Below are 18,080 nucleotides of genomic sequence, written 5' to 3' on the forward strand. Positions count from 1 at the left end.
CTCCAACTGCTTGGGTGCCCCTCCCAGTCTCACCGCAATCTCACGACCGTGCCACCCCCGGGCGGTTCACGTGGTCGGAACGCGCAACCGGCTGTGCAGGACGCGAAGGTCGGTCCGCGTGGTGGCCACCTCCAGCACACGCAGCCTGGGCGAGCTCACCCCTCGGGGCGCCTCGACCAGCTCCGCAGCCAGCTCCACCAGGTCCACCCGGCGGTGGGCCACCCCGTGCGCGGCGCACAGCGCGCCCAGGTCGGTGCCGTGCGCAGTACCGAAGACCCGCTCGAAGGCACCGGCGTGCTCGGGCGCACCCTGCTCCAGCAGCCCGAAGATGCCGCCGCCGTCGTCGTTGGGCACCACGATGGTCAGGTCGGCGCGCGGCTCCTGCGGCCCGGCGAGCAGCCCCCCGCTGTCGTGCAGGAAGGTCAGGTCACCCATCAGCGCCACGGTGCGCGAGCCCGGCACGTGGTGGCCCGCGGCGTGGGCCAGCGCAGCCCCGAGAGCGGTGGACACCGTGCCGTCGATGCCGGCCACCCCGCGGTTGGCCAGCACCCGCACCCCCGGCTTGGGCAGCCCCGCGTAGGCGGCGTCGCGCACCGGGTTGGACGAGCCCAGCACCAGCAGGTCGCCCGAGCGCAGGCTGTCGGCCACCACCCGGGCCACGTGCAGTCCGGTGGCGGAGCCGGCCGCCAGCCAGGTCGTCAGCTGCTGCGCCACGTGCTGCTCGGCCGCGCTGGAGGCGCGGGCCCAGCCCTGCGTCCACTCCTGGCTGGGCGCGCCGCGAGCCACCACCCGAGTGCCCACCGAGCGAGCGGTGCCGGCGACGTCGGTCCAGGCGGTGCCCTGGGTGACCACGTGCACCGCGACGTCGTCAGCGCCGAGCAGGCTCAGCACCGGGCGGTGCAGGGTGGGCCGGCCGGTGACCACCACCTGCTGCGGGCGCAGCCGTGCCGTCGCGCCGAGCGCGAGCGGGTGCACCGGCAGCACCGGGGCGGGCGCGGAGGGCTCGGCCACCGTGGGCACCGCGGCCAGCTCGGGCAGCGCCACGGCCCCGTCGCCGGCCACCACCAGAGTGGGCACGGACAGGTCGACGTCCACGGGGGCGTCCACCCGGGCCGGGGCCACCGCCGACCAGGGCCCGCCGTCGGCGCGACCTGGCCAGGGCACCGGGCCCAGCGGCCCGTCCGGCACCAGCGGCTCGCGCAGGCCCACGTTGAGGTGCACCGGTCCGGCGTTGCCGTCGCGAGCGCCGGTGGCCGCGGCGAGCACACGGCACACCGCCGAGCGCCAGCGCGCGTTCTGCCCGGTCTCGTGCTGGGGGCCCGGGTTGTCGGTGGCCGGGCTCAGCGTCACCCCGAGGCGCACCGTGTCGCCGAACATCGCGTCTTGGCGCACGGTCTGGTTGGCCCCGGTGCCCAGCAGCTCCGGCGGCCGGTCGGCGCTGAGCACCACCAGCGGCACCCGGGAGTGCGAGGCCTCCAGCACCGCCGGGTGCAGGTTGGCCACCGCAGTGCCGGAGGTGGTGCACACCGGCACCGGGGTGGCCGACGCGCGGGCCAGGCCCAGGGCGAGGAAGCCGGCGCTGCGCTCGTCGATGCGCACGTGCAGCCGCAGCTGCCCGGCGCGGTCGGCCTCGTGCAGCGCGTAGGACAGCGGGGCGTTGCGCGAGCCGGGGCACAGCACCGCCTCGCGCACGCCGCCACGCACCAGCTCGTCCACGAGCACCTGAGCCTGCACGGAAGACGGATTCACACCAGAGAGACTGGCAGAGATGGCTGGCGGCTCTGCGACGTGGCAGCGTTAGCCGGGTGCGAACCGACTTCGATCCCGCCGAGACGGGCACCAGACGCTTCTACCAGCTGATGACCTCGGTGGTCGTGCCCCGGCCCATCGCCTGGGTGTCCACCCGGTCCGCGGCGGGCGTGGACAACCTGGCTCCGCACAGCTTCTTCACCGTCGCCGGGGTGGCACCGCCGGTGGTGCAATTCACCTCCGTGGGGCGCAAGGACAGCCTGCGCAACATCGAGGCCACCGGTGAGTTCGTGGTGTGCCTGACCCCCGAGCCGCTGTTCGAGCAGGTCAACGCCACCGGTACCGACTTCGACGACGACACCAGCGAGTTCGACACGGTGGGCCTGGTCCGCGAGCCCAGCCGCACCGTGGCCCCGCCGCGGGTGGCGTCCTCACCGGTGGCGCTGGAGTGCCGGCTGCGGCAGGTGGTGGAGGTGGGCAGCTGCTTCCTCGTGCTGGGCGACGTGCTGCACGCCGCGGTGCACACCGAGACCCTGGGCGAGGACGGGTTGCCCACGCTGGACCGGCTGGCGCCGCTGAGCCGGCTGGGCCGCGACGAGTGGGGGGCACCGCCGCAGGTCCGCGAGATCACCCGCATCCCCGTGGAGCAGTGGCCGGGCCACTACCGGAAGGGGTGATGCCCCGCCGCGGGCAGCAGGGGTCCGCTCCAGCACGCTGGTGGGCGGTGATCCGGCGCTGGCTGCCGCTGGCCGTGGCGACGGCTGCGGTGGTGGCGGGCCTGGCGCTGCTGGGGGTGCCGTCGCCGGCGCTGGTGGGCGCGCTGCTGGTGGGCATCGTCTTCGCCCTGGGCGGGCACGCCCCCGCCCCGGTGCCGTCCTGGGCGATGCGCGGGGCGCAGGCCGTCCTCGGCGTGGTGATCGGCGCGCTGGTGCGCAGCGAAACCTTGGTGGCGGTGGGCCACTCCTGGCTGCCGGTGCTCGGGGTGAGCCTGGCCACCCTGGCGCTGAGCGTGGGCGGCGGGCTGCTGCTGGGGCTGCACCGCGACGTGGACCCGCTCACCGGGTCGCTGGCGCTCACCGCCGGCGGCGCCTCCGGGCTCACCGCGATCAGCCGGGAGCTGGGCGCCGACGACCGGGTGGTGGCCGTGGTGCAGTACCTGCGGGTGGTGCTGGTGATCGCGCTGATGCCGCTGGCCGTCGCGGTGGTGTTCCACCCCGGTGGTGGCGCCCAGCCGGAGGCTGCCGCAGGTGCCCCCTGGTACCTGGACGTGGCGTTCCTGGTGGTGTGCTGCGCGGTGGGGCTGCCGCTGGGTCGGCTGGCGCACCTGCCGGCGGGTGCGCTGCTGGGCCCGCTGGCCGTGGCTGCAGTGCTCACGGTGGCCGGCTGGTCGTTCGACGCCACCGCCCCGGCCGCGCTGGCGGTGCTGGCCTACGTGGTGATCGGCCTGCAGGCGGGCCTGCGCTTCACCCGGCAGAGCCTGCAGCAGATCCGGCGCATCCTGCCGCTGGCGGTGCTGCTCATCGGGGTGGTGCTGCTGGCCTGCGCGGCGCTGGGTGCCCTGCTGGCCGAGCTGGCCGGGGTCAGCCAGCTCACCGGCTACCTGGCCACCACCCCGGGCGGGCTCTACGCGGTGCTGGCCACCGCGCGCGACGGCGGGGGGGACGTCACCTTCGTCCTCGCCGTGCAGGTGGTGCGGGTGGTGCTCATGCTCGCCGTCGCTCCGGCCCTGGCTCGGGGGCTCGCGCGGCTGCTCAGGCCACCCCCGGCGGGGGCCACGCCGGGTGGCCCGCCGCCAGCCGGGCGTGGGCGCGACTGATCCGCTCCCGCCACCAGTGCTCGCGGTCGGGGGCCACCGCCAGCGCCTGCAGCCGGTCGAGGTCGGGGTGCACCGAGCGCACCGGCAGCACCCCGCCCACCGGGCGCACCGGCGCGGTGACGTCCTCGGTGAGCAGTCCGCCGGTGGCCAGCCCGCAGGCGTGCTCCAGGTCCGGCAGCGCCGCCGCCGCCGCCAGGCCGGCGCCGATGCCCACCGCGGAGTCCAGCGCGCTGGAGACCACCACCGGCAGCCCGTGCTCGCGCCGCAGCACCCTCGCCAGGGCCAGCACCCGCCGCATCCCGCCCAGCGGCGGCACCTTGAGCACGGCCACGTCGGCCGCGCCGGCCTGCGCCACCCGCAGCGGGTCCTCGGCCCGGCGGATGCTCTCGTCGGCAGCCACCGGCACGTCGGCACCGGCCGCGCGCAGGCGCACCCGCAGGTCGGCCAGCTCCGCCACGCTGGCGCAGGGCTGCTCGGCGTACTCCAGCGGACCCTGCTCGTGCAGCGCCACCAGTGCGCCCAGCGCCTCGTGCGGAGCCCAGCCGCCGTTGGCGTCCACCCGCACGGTGGGCACCAGCCGGCGCACCGCCGCCACCCGGGCCAGGTCGTCGGCCAGGGCCTGCCCGCGCTCGGCCACCTTGACCTTGGCGGTGGTGCAGCCGGGGAAGCGTGCGAGCACCGCGGGCACCTGCTCGGCCGGCACCGCGGGCACGGTGGCGTTGACCGTCACCTGCTCGCGCAGCGCCGGCGGCGGGCCCCACCACGCGGACTCCAGGGCGGCGGCCAGCCACCACGCCGACTCCGCGTCGTCGTACTCGGTGAACGGGGCGAACTCCCCCCAGCCAGCGGGCCCGCGCAGCAGCGACACCTCCCGCACGTCGATCCCGCGGAAGCGCACCTGCAGCGGCAGCGCCACCACGTGCAGCTGCGCGACCACCTCGTCCAGGCTGGGCAGTGGCACGGCACTCGGAGAGACGGCGCTCGACATGCCCCTCATCCTGCCCATCCGGCGGCGCTGACGGGTGCTGTGGGCCGGAAACCCGGCGGCGGCCCCGAACTAGGGTGATGGCCATGACCTTCGACCCCAGCGTGTGGCGCACGGTGCCCGGCTTCGACGACCTCACCGACATCACCTACCACCGGCACGTCACCGACGGGACCGTCCGCGTCGCCTTCGACCGGCCCGAGGTGCGCAACGCCTTCCGGCCGCACACCGTGGACGAGCTCTACCGCGCCCTGGACCACGCCCGGATGACCTCCGACGTGGGCTGCGTGCTGCTCACCGGCAACGGCCCCAGCCCCAAGGACGGCGGGTGGGCGTTCTGCTCCGGCGGCGACCAGCGCATCCGGGGCCGCAGCGGCTACCAGTACGCCGGCGGTGACACCGCGGAGACGGTGGACCCCGCCCGCGCCGGCCGGCTGCACATCCTGGAGGTGCAGCGGCTCATCCGCTTCATGCCCAAGGTGGTCATCGCGGTGGTCAACGGCTGGGCGGCCGGCGGCGGGCACAGCCTGCACGTGGTGTGCGACCTGACCCTGGCCAGCCGCGAGCACGCCCGGTTCAAGCAGACCGATGCCGACGTGGGCAGCTTCGACGGCGGCTACGGCTCGGCGTACCTGGCCAAGCTGGTGGGGCAGAAGAACGCGCGGGAGATCTTCCACCTGGGGCGGGCCTACACCGGGGAGCAGATGCAGCGGATGGGCGCGGTGAACGAGGTGGTCGACCACGCCGAGCTGGAGGCCACCGCCATCCAGTGGGGCGCGGAGATCAACGGCAAGTCCCCCACCGCGCAGCGGATGCTGAAGTACGCGTTCAACCTCCCCGACGACGGGTTGGTGGGCCAGCAGCTCTTCGCCGGCGAGGCCACCCGGCTCGCCTACATGACCGACGAGGCCGTGGAGGGCCGGGACTCCTTCCTGGAGAAGCGCGACCCGGACTGGTCGCCCTACCCCTGGTACTTCTGAGCACCCCGACACCGCTCACCACCTGAAAGGTGTTGCCGTAGTGGAGATCCTGAACAGCCGCATCATCCTGCGCCCGGCCGACCCGGAGGCGTCGGTGCGCTTCTACCGCGACACCCTGGGCCTGGCCATCGGCCGGGAGTTTCCCGGCGGCACGGTGTTCTACCTGGGCCAGGGCCTGCTGGAGGTCTCCGGGCACGGCTCGGACACCGACCGGCAGGGCTCGGCCAGCACGGTGGTGTGGCTGCAGGTGCGTGACCTGGCCGCCACGGCCGCCGAGCTGGCCGAGAAGGGGGTGACCATCGACCGCGAGCCCCGGCAGGAGCCGTGGGGGCTGCACGAGATGTGGGTGCGCGACCCAGACGGGGTGCGGCTGGTCTTCGTCGAGGTTCCCGCCGACCACCCGCTGCGGCGCGACACCCGCTCGTGACCCACCCGCTGCGGGCGCTGCCGGTCCCCGGTGGGGCCGCGGTGCTCGACCTGCTGCCGGTGCTGGCCGCGGCGCTGCAGGGTGCCGGCCCCGCCTGGCTGCCCGTCCCCGCCGGAGACGCGCGGGAGACCGCCCGGCTGGCCGGGGCGCTGGCGGTGGACACCCCCATCGCCGAGGAGGTGGCGCTGGTGATGGCCACCTCCGGCTCCACCGGCACCCCCAAGGGCGCGATGCTCTCCGCCGCGGCGCTGCGGGCCAGCGGCGCCGCCACCCACGACCGCCTCGGCGGGCCCGGCTCGTGGCTGCTCGCCCTGGCCCCGCACCACGTGGCCGGCATGCAGGTGCTGCTGCGCAGCGTGCTGGCCGGCACCACCCCCACCGTGCTGCCCACCGCCGACGGGTTCGACCCCGCGCTGCTGCCCCCCGCAGTGGCGGCCATGGCCCCCGGACGCCGCTACACCTCTCTGGTGCCCACCCAGCTGGTGCGGGCGCTGGAGCACCCCGAGGCCACCGCCGCGCTGGCCGAGCTGGACGCGGTGCTGCTGGGCGGTGCCGCCACTCCCCCGGCGCTGCGCACCGCCGCCGAGCAGGCGGGCATCACCGTGGTGCTCACCTACGGGATGAGCGAGACCTGCGGCGGCTGCGTCTACGACGGGGTGCCGCTGACCGGCGTGCGGGTGCGCATCGAGGACGGCCGGGTGCTGCTCGGCGGCGCACCGCTGGCCCTGGGTTACCGCAACCAGCCCGAGCACCCCGCGTTCGCCGAGCGCGGCTGGTTCCGCACCGACGACGCCGGCACCCTCACCGACGGCGTGCTCACCGTGCACGGGCGCCTGGACGACGCCATCACCACCGGCGGGCTCACCGTGCTGCCGCAGGTGGTGGAGGCGGCGCTGGCCACCCACCCGGGCGTGCGAGAGTGCGCAGTGGTGGGCGTGCCCGACGAGCAGTGGGGCCAGCGGGTGGTGGCGGTGGTGGTGCCGCACAACCCGGCGGCCGCGCCCACCCTGGCCGAGGTGCGCGCCCACGTGGCGCTGACGCTGGACCCCACCGCCGCCCCCAAGCAGCTACACCTGGTGAGCGCGCTGCCGCTGCGCGGGCCCGGCAAGGTGGACCGGCGCGGCCTCGCCGACCAGCTGGGCGCGACCGAGCACTAGCCCCCAGGCGGACAGGGGACGCGGACCGTCGGCGCCGCCTGAGAGAATCAGCCCATGGCCACCACTGCTGAATGGATCGAGGGGGCCCGTCCCCGCACCCTGCCCAACGCGATCGCACCGGTGATCGTGGGAACCGGTGCCGCGGCGGCGCTCGGGCACGACGGCGCGCCGGGTGCGGTCTGGTGGAAGGCGCTGCTGGCCCTGGTGGTGGCGCTGGCGCTGATCATCGGCGTGAACTTCGCCAACGACTACTCCGACGGCATCCGCGGCACCGACGACGAGCGGGTGGGCCCGCTGCGCCTGGTGGGATCCAAGGTCGCCAGCCCGCGTGCGGTGAAGCTGGCCGCCCTGGCATGCTTCGCCGTCGCCGGCGTGGCCGGCCTCGCCCTGGCCCTGTCCAGCGCCTGGTGGCTGATCATCGTGGGCGCGTTCTGCATCGCCGGCGCCTGGTACTACACCGGTGGCAAGAACCCGTACGGCTACAGCGGTTTTGGCGAGATCTCGGTGTTCGTGTACTTCGGGCTGATCGCCGTGCTGGGCACCCAGTACGTGCAGGCGGAGCGCATCGACTGGGTGGGGGTGCTCGCAGCCGTGGCGGTCGGCGCCTTCTCCAGCGCCGTGCTGGTGGCCAACAACCTGCGCGACATCGCCTCCGACACCGTCGCCGGCAAGCGCACCCTGGCCGTGCGGCTGGGCGACCCGGGCACCCGCGGGCTGCACGCCGCGCTGCTGGCCGTGCCCTTCCTGGTCAGCGTGGCGCTGGCCTTCGCCACCCCGTGGGCGCTGGTGGGCGTGCTGGCGCTGCCGCTGGCGTGGAAGGCCAACGCCCCGGTGCGGCAGCGGGCGATGGGGCTGGCGCTGATCCCTGCGCTGCGCGACACCGGCCTGGCCATGCTGGCGTGGTCGGTGCTCACCGGGCTGGCGCTCGGCCTCGCCTGACGGTCCGGCGCACTCCCGCCTGCTCGGTTCCGGTCAGCGCGGCCAGGCTCCCGTGCTGGTGAACTCCGCCAGCTGCGCCGTCGCCGGGCCCAGGTCGAGGCCCTCGGCGGCCACCCAGTCGTCGTCGAAGTAGGTGGCGGCGTAGCGCTCGCCGGCGTCGCACAGCAGGGTCACCACGCTGCCGCGCTGGCCGCGCTCCACCATGTCCGCCACGAGGCTGAACGCGCCCCACAGGTTGGTGCCGGTGGATCCGCCCACGCGGCGGCCCAGGGCGCGGCTGGCGTGCCGGGCGGCGGCGATGGAGCAGGCGTCGGGCACTCGCTCCATGCGGTCGATCACCTGCCCGACGAAGGACGGCTCCACCCGGGGGCGACCGATGCCCTCGATGCGGGAGCCACCCGCGCGGACCAGCTCCGGCTGGTCGCTGCGCCAGGCGTCGAAGAACACCGAGCCCTCCGGGTCGACGACACACAGCCGGGTGGCCAGCCGCCGGTAGCGCACGTAGCGGCCGATGGTGGCGCTGGTGCCGCCGGTGCCCGCGCCCACCACCACCCAGGTGGGCACCGGGTGCTCCTCCAGCCGCATCTGGGTGAAGATCGACTCCGCGATGTTGTTGTTTCCCCGCCAGTCGGTGGCCCGCTCGGCGTGGGTGAACTGGTCCATGAAGTGCCCGCCGCCGCGGGTCGCGCTCTCCTGCGCCAGCCGGTGCGACTCCGCGTAGAGGGTGGACGGGTCCGACACCAGGTGGCAGCGGCCGCCCTGCTCCTCGATCAGCGCCAGCTTGGCGGGGCTGGTGCGGGCGGGCACCACCGCGACGAAGGGCAGTCCCAACAGCTTGGCGAAGTAGGCCTCGCTGATGGCGGTGGAGCCGGAGGACGCCTCGATGACGGTGGTGCCCTCGCCGACCCAGCCGTTGCAGATGGAGTACAGGAACAGCGACCGGGCCAGGCGGTGCTTGAGGCTGCCGGTCGGGTGGGTGGACTCGTCCTTCAGGTACAGCTGCACGCCCCACTCCTCGGGCAGCGGGTAGCGCAGCAGGTGGGTGTCGGCGCTGCGCTGGGCGTCGGCCTCCAGCAGCCGCACGGCGTTGTCCACCCACGCCCGGGAGGCGGAGCGGTCGACGACCTCCGCGGCCTCGGCCATCGCTCAGCCGTCCCCGCGCAGCTGGGCGCGCAGGTGGGCCTTGTCCTCGCGGCGGCGGGCGCCCACCACGTCCAGGTCGCCGGCCAGCCGCACCCGCATGCGGGCCAGCAGCACGTACGACAGCGGCAGCTGGATCACCACGCCGATGGCCAGGGCCACGATCAGCGGGATGGTCACGTCAAGCAGGGCGGCGGCGCCGAGCAGGATGGCCACCACGACCACGACGATGAGCAGCCGCGCGCCGGTGTAGGCCAGCACGTTGAGCATCAGGGAGCGCTTGGCCACCCGGACGTCGGGCTGGGGCTCGGCGGCCGCCGAACGGGTGCTGGACCGCTGCTGCGCAGACGCAGATGCCGGGGACGAGGAGGACGGGGAGCTGGGGTCAGAGTGCGCCACGAGTCCAGGTTACGCGGGCCGGACGTATGCCCGGGACGTCCCTTTTGCCCCTTACTTGCTCTTTACCAGCGCACAACCACTCGAGTACCTGGAGGTTTCGCTGTCACTATGACGGCGCACGTCCGAATCGTCTGGAATGCTGGAGGCACCCCATGGCACTCACACCACTGGTCACCACGTCGCGCTCGGAGCGTTTGCTGACCCCCGGAGAGGTCGCCACCATGTTCCGGGTGGATCCCAAGACCGTGACCCGTTGGGCCTCGGCCGGTCGACTCGGCTCCATCCGCACCCCGGGTGGCCACCGCCGCTTCCGGGAGTCCGAGGTGCAGGCGCTCATCACCGCGCTCACCACCGAGCCGACCAGCGACGCGGTCTAGGCCTCCGGCCGGGGGTCGCCGGCAGCGTCTGGCAGACGGGCTAGCCTGGCACCAGGAGGTGCGCCCGTGCTCTACCTAGCTGCCATCATCGTGCTCGTCGCCCTGACCGCGCTCTGCTGGAAGGCGTTCGGCCCCCAACAGCCGGCCAGGCCCACCCGCAGCCGCACCACGCGGGTGGTGGGGCCCGACGACGACCCGGACTTCCTGCGCCGGCTCGACCCAGGAAGCAACGGGCGCCGGGGCAACGGCGAGACCGACTCGATCCCCCCGCCAGACTGATCACCACCACCGAACGCCGCTCAGCCCCGCGCTGGGCGGCGTTCGGCGCTCCGGGGGCAACCCCAGCCGTGTCGCCGCCACCGCTACCGACCACTCGGTAGCGGTTGCAGACTCCCTGGGCGCCGCTAGGGCGTACTTGCAGACGCCCCTACCGGGCGGCGAAGGCAGGGAAGTCGTCGGCGATGGTGGCCGCCAGGTCCAGCATGGCCGCGCGGGTGCCCAGCCGCAGCCGCTCCAGGTCGACCTCCGCGCCCTCCTCCAGGTGCGGGTCGAACGGCAGCACGTGCACCGCGCGGCACCGGGCAGCGAAGTGCTCCACCAGCTTGTTGACGTCGACCTTGCCCGACCCGGCGCGCACCGCGTTGATCACCGCCACCGAGCGCCGCACCAGGTCCTGGTAGCCGTGCATGTCCAGCCAGTCCAGGGTGGCCGCCGCGCTGCGGGCACCGTCGATGGACGTGGAGCTGACCAGCACCAGGCAGTCGGCCTCGTCCAGCACCCCCTTCATCGCCGAGTGCATCAGCCCGGTGCCGCAGTCGGTGAGCACGATGTTGTAGAAGTGCTCGAGCAGGTCCACCGTGCGCCGGTAGTCCTCCTCGCTGAACGCCTCGGACACGGCTGGGTCGCTGTCGCTGGCCAGCACCTCCAGCCGGGAGGGCCCCTGCGAGGTGTAGGCGCGCACGTCGCTGTACCGGGTGATCCGGTGGGCGTCGCGCAGCAGGTGCCGCACCGTGGCCGCGGTCTCCAGCGGGATCTTCTGGCTCAACGTGCCGCGATCGGGGTTGGCGTCCACCGCGACCACCCGGTCGCCGCGCAGCGAGGCGAACGTGGAGCCCAGGGTCACCGTGGTGGTGGTCTTGCCCACGCCGCCCTTCAGGCTGAGCATGGCGATCTTGTAGCAGCCCTGCAGCGGCTGGTTGATCCGCGCCACCAGCTCGGCGCGGGCGAGGTCGGCGGCGCTGGGACCGAGGTTCACGGTGCGCCCGGACGCCAGGTACACGGCCTTGCGCCAGCCGCTGCGCGGCACGCTGCGCGGCTGGGCCAGCAGTGACGCGGCTGAGAGGTCCTCCACCGTGAGCGTGCGCTCCCCGGTGCCCCGCGGGGTCTGGTCGGGCACAGCGGGCTGTGGCGGCACGGCGTAGGAGTAGCCCACCGCGGGCTGCTGCGGCACCTGCAGCGGCGGGGCCGCCTGGGGCGGGGCCGAGGGGTGCGGGTCCCGGGGCGAGCCCTGCGGGGACAGCGGCGTCGGCATCGGCCCGGTCTGCAGGGCCGCGCCGCCCCGGCTCGCCGAGTGCGCCCCGCCCCCGCCGTGCGCGCCGGCCGGGGGCTCGCGGCGCTCCCGCGGGGAGGTCTGGTGCTGGGGTGGTTGGGGCGGATTGGCGGAGGACTCTGCCCACCCCGGCGATGCCGGGCCTGGGTCCTGCTGGTCACTCACCCGTGTTGCTCCCCTCGCTGCGCTCGGTGGCCACACACCCCGACGTGTGCTGCCGCTGGTCGCAGCGGCAACGCAGGCCAGCACCAACGCTATCGAAGACTGCGCTGGCGTGTGGGAAACCTCGCACAACCCCCGAACGGCAGGACGAACGACGACGCACCGCGGCTCAGTGCCGCGGTGCGTCGTTGTGCCAGAGGTGAAGTGGCGGTCAGTTGAGCCCTGCGTAGGAGTGCAGGCCGGACACCACCATGTTGATGAAGAAGAGGTTGAACATCATCACCGCGAGGCCGGCGATGTTGATCCAGGCCGCGCGGGTGTTGCGCCAGCCCGCGGTGGCGCGGGCGTGCAGGTAGGCCGCGTAGAGCACCCACGCGATGAAGGCCGTCGTCTCCTTGGGGTCCCAGCCCCAGAACCGGCCCCAGGCTGCCTCCGCCCAGATGGCGCCCAGGATGACCCCCGCGGTGAACAGCGGGAAGCCAAAGATGGCGGTGCGGTAGGCAACCCGGTCGAGCGCGGCGTCGGTGGGCATGCGCAGCGCGAGCCGGCCCAGCGCCGAGGAGCCCTCGCTGCCTGCCGGGTGGCGGCGGCGCAGCAGGAACAGCAGGCTGGCCACGCCGGAGACCATCATCACCGCGGTGGAGGCGGTGATCACCGAGACGTGGATGACCAGCCAGTACGAGCGCAGCGCCGGCACCACCGGGGCGGTGCGGGCGTACAGGACGGTGCCGGCCAGGAACATCAGCAAGATCACCGGGGCGAGCAGGAAGACGGTCAGCTGCCGCATGCCGGGCTTGCGGATCACCACCAGCCACGCCGCCACCGCGATGGCGCACATCAGCGAGACGAACTCGTACATGTTGCCCCAGGGCGCCCGGCTCGCCGCCATGCCGCGCAGCACCAGGGAGGCGACGTTGAGCAGCATGCCGAGCGCCACCAGGGCGACTCCCATGCGGCCGAAGCGCTCCGAGACCGGACGGGTCGGTGCGGCCTCCACCCGGCCGGGGCCGGTCGGCGTGCTGCCGGCGCCGACGAGCGCCTTCTCCCGGGTGCGGGACCCGGCGGCCCGGGACTGCAGCACGCCGTTGCGCGAGCCGGCGAAGTCCACCAGGACGAAGACCAGCGCCAGGATGTAGACCGCGATCGAGGAGCCGAAGGCGAGGTCGCTGTAGCGCGACAGGTCAGGATCGATGGGCATTAGGAGCGACCGTCCTCTGGATCGGGTGACTGTGACGCGGGCTCGGTGGAGCCGGACTGGGTGCTGCGGGAGTGCGCGGCGCTCTTGTCGGGGCCGTCGGTGCTGACGAGCTCCTCGGAGAGGTGAGTGAACTCCTCGCCCCAGCCCGCCTGGTCGGTGCGGGCCAGCCCCCCTAGCTCGATGACGGTACGGCCTGTCGGGGTCCCGTCGGTAGCGGTGGCCGGGGTGAGCCTCGCCCAGACCCGGCGCCGCTTGACCAGCAGCGACACCATCAGGCCCGCGGTCATGGTGAGCGCGAAGACCAGCACGTACATCTGCGCCGGGTCGTGGGAGGTCTGCAGCGAGACCCACTCCTCCACGCCGTCGAGCTTCACCGTGGTGCCGTCGGGCAGGGTGGCCAGCTCGCCCGGACGCAGGTTCACCCGCTCCTCCTTGACCAGCCGGCCGTCAGCCGCCAGCTGCGGGTCCAGGGAGAAGATGGACGAGGCCTTGCCCGCGTCCAGGCCGGTGTCGCCGCGGTAGATGTCCACCGCGACGGCCGGGTCCCGCAGGTCGGGGAACGACGAACCCAGGATGGTGCCGTTGAACAGCGCGGTGGGGGCGAACAGACCCTCGATGGCCAGCTGGTTCTTGCGGCGCTCCTCCGCGCTGGGGTACATCCCGGCCGGTGGGTCGATCCGCAGCGCACCCTCGGACAGCAGCGTGGTGGCGTCGGCCGGGCGAAACTGCACCATGTCGGTGCGGGTCTCGCCGTTGGGGTAGGTGACGGTGAACCGCGGGGCGTAGCCGTGGCCCAGCAGGTACACCCGCTCACCGCCGAGGCGCAGCGGTGAGTTCACCTTGAGGTCGTAGGGGCGCCAGGTGTTGGTCTGCAGGTCCTCGCCGGTCTGGTAGCTGACCTTGGCGTGGAAGGAGTCGGCCTGACCGGTCTCCAGGTAGTGCGCCTCGAAGGACTCGGTGCGCACGCAGAACGGCTCGAGGCCGGTGCCGTCGGCGCTGAGCCCGGCCCGGAAGGAGTCGTAGGCCGCCGTGGAGGTGTTGCAGAAGGTGGAACCTCCGCCACCGTCGGCGATGGAGATGACCTGCCCCTCGTAGCCGAACAGCTTGCCCGCGGCGATGCCCACCAGCAGGCCCACCAGCGACAGGTGGAAGACCAGGTTGCCGGCCTCGCGCAGGTAGCCGCGCTCGGCGGAGATGGTCACCGCCCCGCTGGCCTCGGTGCGCCGGACGGTGCGCCAGCGGCGCAGCCGGCCCTGCACCAGCGCCGCGGCGCCGTCCACGTCGGTGGCCATCTCGGCGGTGTGGTGGTGCGGCAGCCGGGCCAGGTTGCGGGGAGTGGCCACCGGCTCCGAGCGCAGCACCCGGAAGTGCTCGACGGTGCGCGGCAGGATGCAGCCCACCAGGGAGATGAACAGCAGCACGTAGATGGCGGCGAACCAGGGGCTCGCGAAGACCTCGAACAGCCCCACCCGGTCGAACAGCGGGCCCAGCACCGAGTGCTCGGCGATGTAGTCGGCGACCTTGCCCTCGTTCAGGCTGCGCTGGGGCAGCAGCGCGCCGGGGATGGCCCCCAGCGCCAGCAGGAACAGCAGGATCAGCGCGGTGCGCATGCTCACCAGCACGCGCCAGGCGTTGCGGACGAGCTCCCAGGCTCGCCGGGGGGCGCTCGGTGGGGACGCCGGCGCGGGGCGCGGGCGGTCCTCAGTCACAGTCATGGCCGCTCACTCATTCGGAAGCTCGTTCATATCGGGAGGGTCACTTCGGCGATCGGCCCGTCACGCAGCCAGCCGACCAGGTCTGTCCAGGTGCCGGTGACCAGGGCGACGCCCACCGCCACCAGCGCGATGCCGCCGACCACCTGGATGGTGCGGGAGTGCCGGCGCAACCAGCCCACGCTGCGCAGCGCCCGGGTTGAGCCCAGCGCCAGCACCACGAACGGCAGCCCCAGGCCCAGGCAGTAGGCCACCACCAGCACCACGCCCCGGGCCGCGGTGGCCCCCTCGGTGCCGGCGGCCACCGACAGCACACCCGTCAGCGTGGGGCCCAGGCACGGCGTCCAGCCCAGGCCGAACACCGCGCCCAGCAGCGGCGCGCCCACCAGGGCGGGGATGCGCCGGGGCTCGGGGCGGGTGTCGCGCTGCAGGGCGGGCACCAGGCCGACGAAGACCAGCCCCATGACGATGGTGACCACCCCGCCCACCCGCTGCAGCACCTCGGTGTTCAGCCGCAGCACCGAGATGAGGCCGAACACCGACACGGTGGCCAGCACGAACACCACGGTGAAGCCGGCGACGAACAGCCCGGCAGCCCCGGCCACCCGCCAGCGTCCGCTGGTGCGCACCTTGGTGTCGGTGGCGGTCACGGCCGGGGCGTCGGCGCCCACCACGCCGGCCAGGTAGGACAGGTAGCCCGGCACCAGCGGCACCACGCACGGCGAGGCGAACGAGACGATGCCGGCCAGCACGCACGCCGCGAGCGCGAGCAGCAGCGGCCCGGTGGCCGCGGTGCTCTGGAAGCTGTCGCCGATCCCCTCGGCCAGCACGGTCACGGCGACTCGGCGGCGAGCCGGGTCACCACGGGCAGCAGGTCGTCGGCGGTGAGGGTCTGCAGGAACACCGCCGCGACGCGGTGCTCGCGGTCCAGCACGATGGTGGAGGGGATGACGCTGGTGGGGTACTTGCTGCCCAGCGCGATGAGGCTGCGCATGGACGGGTCGTAGATCGACGGGTAGGTGATGTTGTTGTCCCGGACGAAGTCGCGCGGCTTGTCCTGCTGCGGGTCCTTGACGTTGATCCCGAGGAACTGCACGCCGGTGTCCTTGGTGTCGGCGTAGACCTTCTGCAGGGTGCCCGCCTCGGCCCGACACGGGCCGCACCACTGGCCCCACAGGTTGATCACCACCACCTCGTCCTGGAACTGCCCCAGCGTGATCTGCTCGCCGGTGAGCAGGTCCGGACCGGTCAGGTTGCCAATGGTGCCGCGGGTGTCGGCGGGGTCGTAGGTCAGCGTGGTCTTGCCGCCCGGCGAGACGAAGTCGAAGGTGCCGCCCTGGGCCACCGCGTCCTGCCCGGTGGCACAGCCGGTGACCAGCACGGTCAGCCCGGCCAGCAGCGCCGTCCACACCTTGGCCCGCACGGCGGTGGCGCGGCGGGGCGTGCGGGTTGCGGGCGCAGTCATGCCCCGGTGACCCGGGGGTCGGAGGCTCCGGCGGGCTCGGAGTAGACCATGTCCACGATCTCGTCGCCCTCGAAGACGAGGCTGGTCAGCGAGGCCAGGCCGCACTGCCGCCGACGCGGGTCGTGCCAGAGCCGCTGACCCTGCACGAAGCGCCGCAGGGTCCACACCGGCAGCTGGTGGCTGACGCACACCGCCTCGTGCCCCTCGGCGGCGGCACGGGCGCGGTGCACGGCGCCGAGCATGCGGTGGGCGATCTCCAGGTACGGCTCGCCCCACGACGGGGTGAACGGGTCGCGCAGCTTGCTCCAGTGCCGCGGCCGGCTCAGCGCACCGTCACCCACCGCCACCCGCAGGCCCTCGAACTGGTTGCCGGCCTCGATCAGCCGGTCGTCGGTCTCGATGGTGAGCCCGTGCGCCTCGGCGACCGGCGCGGCCGTCTCCTGCGCCCGCTGCAGCGGGGAGGCCAGCACGTAGGTGACGTCGTGCCCGGACAGCGCCGAGGCCACCTTGCGGGCCTGGGCCTGCCCGGTCTCGGACAGCCGGAACCCGGGCAGGCGGCCGTAGAGGATGCCGTCGGGGTTGTGCACCTCACCGTGGCGGACCAGGTGGACGATCGTCCTGGGCAGCGAGCCCTGGGTCGGCGAGCCCTGGGGCAGGGGGCTCTGCGGCAGGGCGGTCTCGGGCTTGCTGGCGGGGCTCACTGGCCTGCTTCCTGTGTGGCCGCCGCAGCGGCGCGGGCCGCTGCCGGCAGGGCATCGGCGATCACCTCGAAGGCCTCGTCGTCCAGCGCCGCGGAGACGAACCACGTCTCGAAGGCGCTCGGCGGGGCGTACACGCCGCGCTCCAGCAGGGCGTGGAAGAACGGGGCGTAGCGCCACGTCTGGGTGGCCCTGACCTGGTCGTAGTCGCGCACCGGCGCGTCGGTGAAGAAGACGCTGAACATGCTGCTGGCGCGCTGCACCTGGTGAGCCACGCCCTCGGCGTCCAGCGCGGAGCTGATCAGTGCCTGCAGCCGCTCCGAGCTGCGGGTGAGGCCGGCGTAGACGTCGGCGTCGGCGGCGCGCAGGTTGGCCAGCCCCGCGGCGACGGCGACGGGGTTTCCGGAGAGCGTGCCCGCCTGGTAGACCGGGCCGGCCGGCGCGAGGTGGCTCATCACGTCGGCGCGGCCACCGAACGCAGCCGCAGGCAGGCCACCGGACATCACCTTGCCGAAGGTGTACAGGTCACCGGCCACACCCTCCACCCCGTACCAGCCCGAGGCGGAGGTGCGAAAGCCCGTCATGACCTCGTCCATGATCAGCAGGGCGCCGTGGTCGGCGCACAGCTGCTTGAGCCCGGCGTTGAAGCCCGGCTCCGGCGGCACGGTGCCCATGTTGCCGGCGGCGGCCTCGGTGATCACGCAGGCGATCTCGCTGCCCCGCTCGGCGAAGGCCGCGCGCACGGCGTCCAGGTCGTTGTAGGGCAGCACCAGGGTGTCGGCGGCCTGGGCGCCGGTGACGCCCGGCGAGGTGGGCAGCCCCAGGGTGGCCACGCCGGAGCCGGCGTCGGCGAGCAGCGCGTCCACGTGGCCGTGGTAGCAGCCGGCGAACTTGACGATGACGCTGCGACCGGTGAACCCCCGGGCCAGGCGCACGGCGCTCATGGTGGCCTCGGTGCCGGAGTTCACCAGGCGCACCTGCTCCACCGGCTCCACCCGGCGGACGATCTCCTCGGCCAGCTCCACCTCGCCCTCGGTGGGCGCGCCGAAGGACAGCCCCTGCGTGGCGGTGCGCTGCACGGCCTCCACCACGGCGGGGTGGGCGTGGCCCAGGATCATCGGACCCCACGAGCAGATCAGGTCCACGTAGCGGGCGCCGTCGACGTCGGTCAGCCACGGGCCGGCGGCGGAGGCGATGAAGCGCGGGGTGCCACCGACACCGGTGAAGGCCCGCACCGGGGAGTTGACCCCGCCGGGGGTGACGTCCGACGCCCGGGCGAACAGCGCCCGGGAGCGGGGTCCGGCGAAGGGGTCGGCAGGGGGCTGCG

Annotated in this window: 19 protein-coding genes; 8 read left to right on the forward strand and 11 right to left on the reverse strand. The window is 74.0% G+C overall.

All coding sequences use genetic code 11. From position 1 onward, the window contains the following. Nucleotides 1-66: 66 nt before the first annotated feature. The gene (gene menD, locus ELX43_RS14535) at nucleotides 67-1,749 is read right to left on the reverse strand and encodes a 2-succinyl-5-enolpyruvyl-6-hydroxy-3-cyclohexene-1-carboxylic-acid synthase (protein ID WP_127784040.1); all 1,683 of its coding nucleotides are present in this window, start codon (nucleotides 1,747-1,749) and stop codon (nucleotides 67-69) included. A gap of 56 nt (nucleotides 1,750-1,805) precedes the next feature. Here menD and ELX43_RS14540 point away from each other — a divergent pair, with 56 nt between their 5' ends. Together ELX43_RS14540 and ELX43_RS14545 are read left to right on the forward strand one after the other, a co-directional pair. Then, on the forward strand, nucleotides 1,806-2,426 hold the full coding sequence (locus ELX43_RS14540; protein ID WP_127784041.1) for a flavin reductase family protein: 621 nt from the start codon (nucleotides 1,806-1,808) through the stop codon (nucleotides 2,424-2,426). Further along, nucleotides 2,426-3,565: an AbrB family transcriptional regulator gene (locus ELX43_RS14545; RefSeq protein WP_127784042.1), complete on the forward strand. Its 1,140-nt coding sequence runs from the start codon at nucleotides 2,426-2,428 to the stop codon at nucleotides 3,563-3,565. The genes ELX43_RS14540 and ELX43_RS14545 overlap by 1 nt, the downstream gene beginning before the upstream one ends. Here ELX43_RS14545 and ELX43_RS14550 read toward each other — a convergent pair. Then, nucleotides 3,501-4,553, reverse strand: coding sequence for an o-succinylbenzoate synthase (locus ELX43_RS14550; protein WP_127784043.1), 1,053 nt, complete (start codon nucleotides 4,551-4,553; stop codon nucleotides 3,501-3,503). The two genes, ELX43_RS14545 and ELX43_RS14550, sit on opposite strands and share 65 nt — an antisense overlap. Before the next feature lie 83 nt (nucleotides 4,554-4,636). Here ELX43_RS14550 and ELX43_RS14555 point away from each other — a divergent pair, with 83 nt between their 5' ends. The 4 genes from ELX43_RS14555 to ELX43_RS14570 are packed head-to-tail and all read left to right on the forward strand — an operon-like array spanning nucleotide 4,637 to nucleotide 8,053. Continuing rightward, on the forward strand, nucleotides 4,637-5,530 hold the full coding sequence (locus tag ELX43_RS14555; RefSeq protein WP_127784044.1) for a 1,4-dihydroxy-2-naphthoyl-CoA synthase: 894 nt from the start codon (nucleotides 4,637-4,639) through the stop codon (nucleotides 5,528-5,530). Nucleotides 5,531-5,570: 40 nt separating this feature from the next. Next, nucleotides 5,571-5,957 carry a VOC family protein gene (locus tag ELX43_RS14560; protein ID WP_127784045.1) on the forward strand — a complete coding sequence of 129 codons (387 nt, stop codon included), beginning with the start codon at nucleotides 5,571-5,573 and terminating at the stop codon, nucleotides 5,955-5,957. Next, nucleotides 5,954-7,114, forward strand: coding sequence for an o-succinylbenzoate--CoA ligase (gene menE / locus ELX43_RS14565; RefSeq protein ID WP_127784046.1), 1,161 nt, complete (start codon nucleotides 5,954-5,956; stop codon nucleotides 7,112-7,114). The genes ELX43_RS14560 and menE overlap by 4 nt, the downstream gene beginning before the upstream one ends. 54 nt (nucleotides 7,115-7,168) lie before the next feature. Continuing rightward, nucleotides 7,169-8,053 carry a 1,4-dihydroxy-2-naphthoate polyprenyltransferase gene (locus ELX43_RS14570; RefSeq protein ID WP_127784047.1) on the forward strand — a complete coding sequence of 295 codons (885 nt, stop codon included), beginning with the start codon at nucleotides 7,169-7,171 and terminating at the stop codon, nucleotides 8,051-8,053. A 33-nt stretch (nucleotides 8,054-8,086) separates the two neighbouring features. Here the strand turns inward: ELX43_RS14570 and ELX43_RS14575 are convergent, their stop codons facing one another. After that, nucleotides 8,087-9,196, reverse strand: coding sequence for a PLP-dependent cysteine synthase family protein (locus tag ELX43_RS14575; protein WP_127784048.1), 1,110 nt, complete (start codon nucleotides 9,194-9,196; stop codon nucleotides 8,087-8,089). A 3-nt stretch (nucleotides 9,197-9,199) separates the two neighbouring features. Further along, complete coding sequence (locus ELX43_RS14580) at nucleotides 9,200-9,592, reverse strand: DUF4229 domain-containing protein (RefSeq protein ID WP_127784049.1); 393 nt, start codon at nucleotides 9,590-9,592, stop codon at nucleotides 9,200-9,202. Nucleotides 9,593-9,744: 152 nt separating this feature from the next. On the opposite strand from ELX43_RS14580, the gene ELX43_RS14585 reads away from it, so the two are divergent. After that, entirely contained in the window at nucleotides 9,745-9,969 is a 225-nt protein-coding gene (locus tag ELX43_RS14585; RefSeq protein WP_127784050.1) for a BldC family transcriptional regulator, read from the forward strand. 66 nt (nucleotides 9,970-10,035) lie between these two features. Then, complete coding sequence (locus ELX43_RS14590) at nucleotides 10,036-10,248, forward strand: hypothetical protein (protein ID WP_127784051.1); 213 nt, start codon at nucleotides 10,036-10,038, stop codon at nucleotides 10,246-10,248. Between the two features lie 148 nt (nucleotides 10,249-10,396). Here the strand turns inward: ELX43_RS14590 and ELX43_RS14595 are convergent, their stop codons facing one another. The 7 genes from ELX43_RS14595 to hemL form a co-directional block, all read right to left on the reverse strand. After that, nucleotides 10,397-11,683 carry a MinD/ParA family protein gene (locus ELX43_RS14595; RefSeq protein ID WP_241249091.1) on the reverse strand — a complete coding sequence of 429 codons (1,287 nt, stop codon included), beginning with the start codon at nucleotides 11,681-11,683 and terminating at the stop codon, nucleotides 10,397-10,399. Between the two features lie 208 nt (nucleotides 11,684-11,891). Beyond that, entirely contained in the window at nucleotides 11,892-12,878 is a 987-nt protein-coding gene (ccsB, locus tag ELX43_RS14600; protein ID WP_127784052.1) for a c-type cytochrome biogenesis protein CcsB, read from the reverse strand. Beyond that, the gene (locus ELX43_RS14605; RefSeq protein WP_127784053.1) at nucleotides 12,878-14,593 is read right to left on the reverse strand and encodes a cytochrome c biogenesis protein ResB; all 1,716 of its coding nucleotides are present in this window, start codon (nucleotides 14,591-14,593) and stop codon (nucleotides 12,878-12,880) included. Before ELX43_RS14605 ends, ccsB begins: the two co-directional genes overlap by 1 nt. A 26-nt stretch (nucleotides 14,594-14,619) precedes the next feature. Beyond that, on the reverse strand, nucleotides 14,620-15,426 hold the full coding sequence (locus tag ELX43_RS14610) for a cytochrome c biogenesis CcdA family protein (protein WP_127784054.1): 807 nt from the start codon (nucleotides 15,424-15,426) through the stop codon (nucleotides 14,620-14,622). Next, nucleotides 15,423-16,055 carry a TlpA disulfide reductase family protein gene (locus tag ELX43_RS14615; RefSeq protein ID WP_127784055.1) on the reverse strand — a complete coding sequence of 211 codons (633 nt, stop codon included), beginning with the start codon at nucleotides 16,053-16,055 and terminating at the stop codon, nucleotides 15,423-15,425. The genes ELX43_RS14610 and ELX43_RS14615 overlap by 4 nt, the downstream gene beginning before the upstream one ends. Then, the gene (locus tag ELX43_RS14620; RefSeq protein WP_127784938.1) at nucleotides 16,052-16,711 is read right to left on the reverse strand and encodes a histidine phosphatase family protein; all 660 of its coding nucleotides are present in this window, start codon (nucleotides 16,709-16,711) and stop codon (nucleotides 16,052-16,054) included. Before ELX43_RS14620 ends, ELX43_RS14615 begins: the two co-directional genes overlap by 4 nt. A 41-nt stretch (nucleotides 16,712-16,752) precedes the next feature. After that, the gene (hemL, locus tag ELX43_RS14625; protein WP_241249949.1) at nucleotides 16,753-18,036 is read right to left on the reverse strand and encodes a glutamate-1-semialdehyde 2,1-aminomutase; all 1,284 of its coding nucleotides are present in this window, start codon (nucleotides 18,034-18,036) and stop codon (nucleotides 16,753-16,755) included. Nucleotides 18,037-18,080 lie beyond the last annotated feature (44 nt).

The organism is Rhodococcus sp. X156 (assembly GCF_004006015.1).
Lineage (GTDB): Bacteria > Actinomycetota > Actinomycetes > Mycobacteriales > Mycobacteriaceae > X156.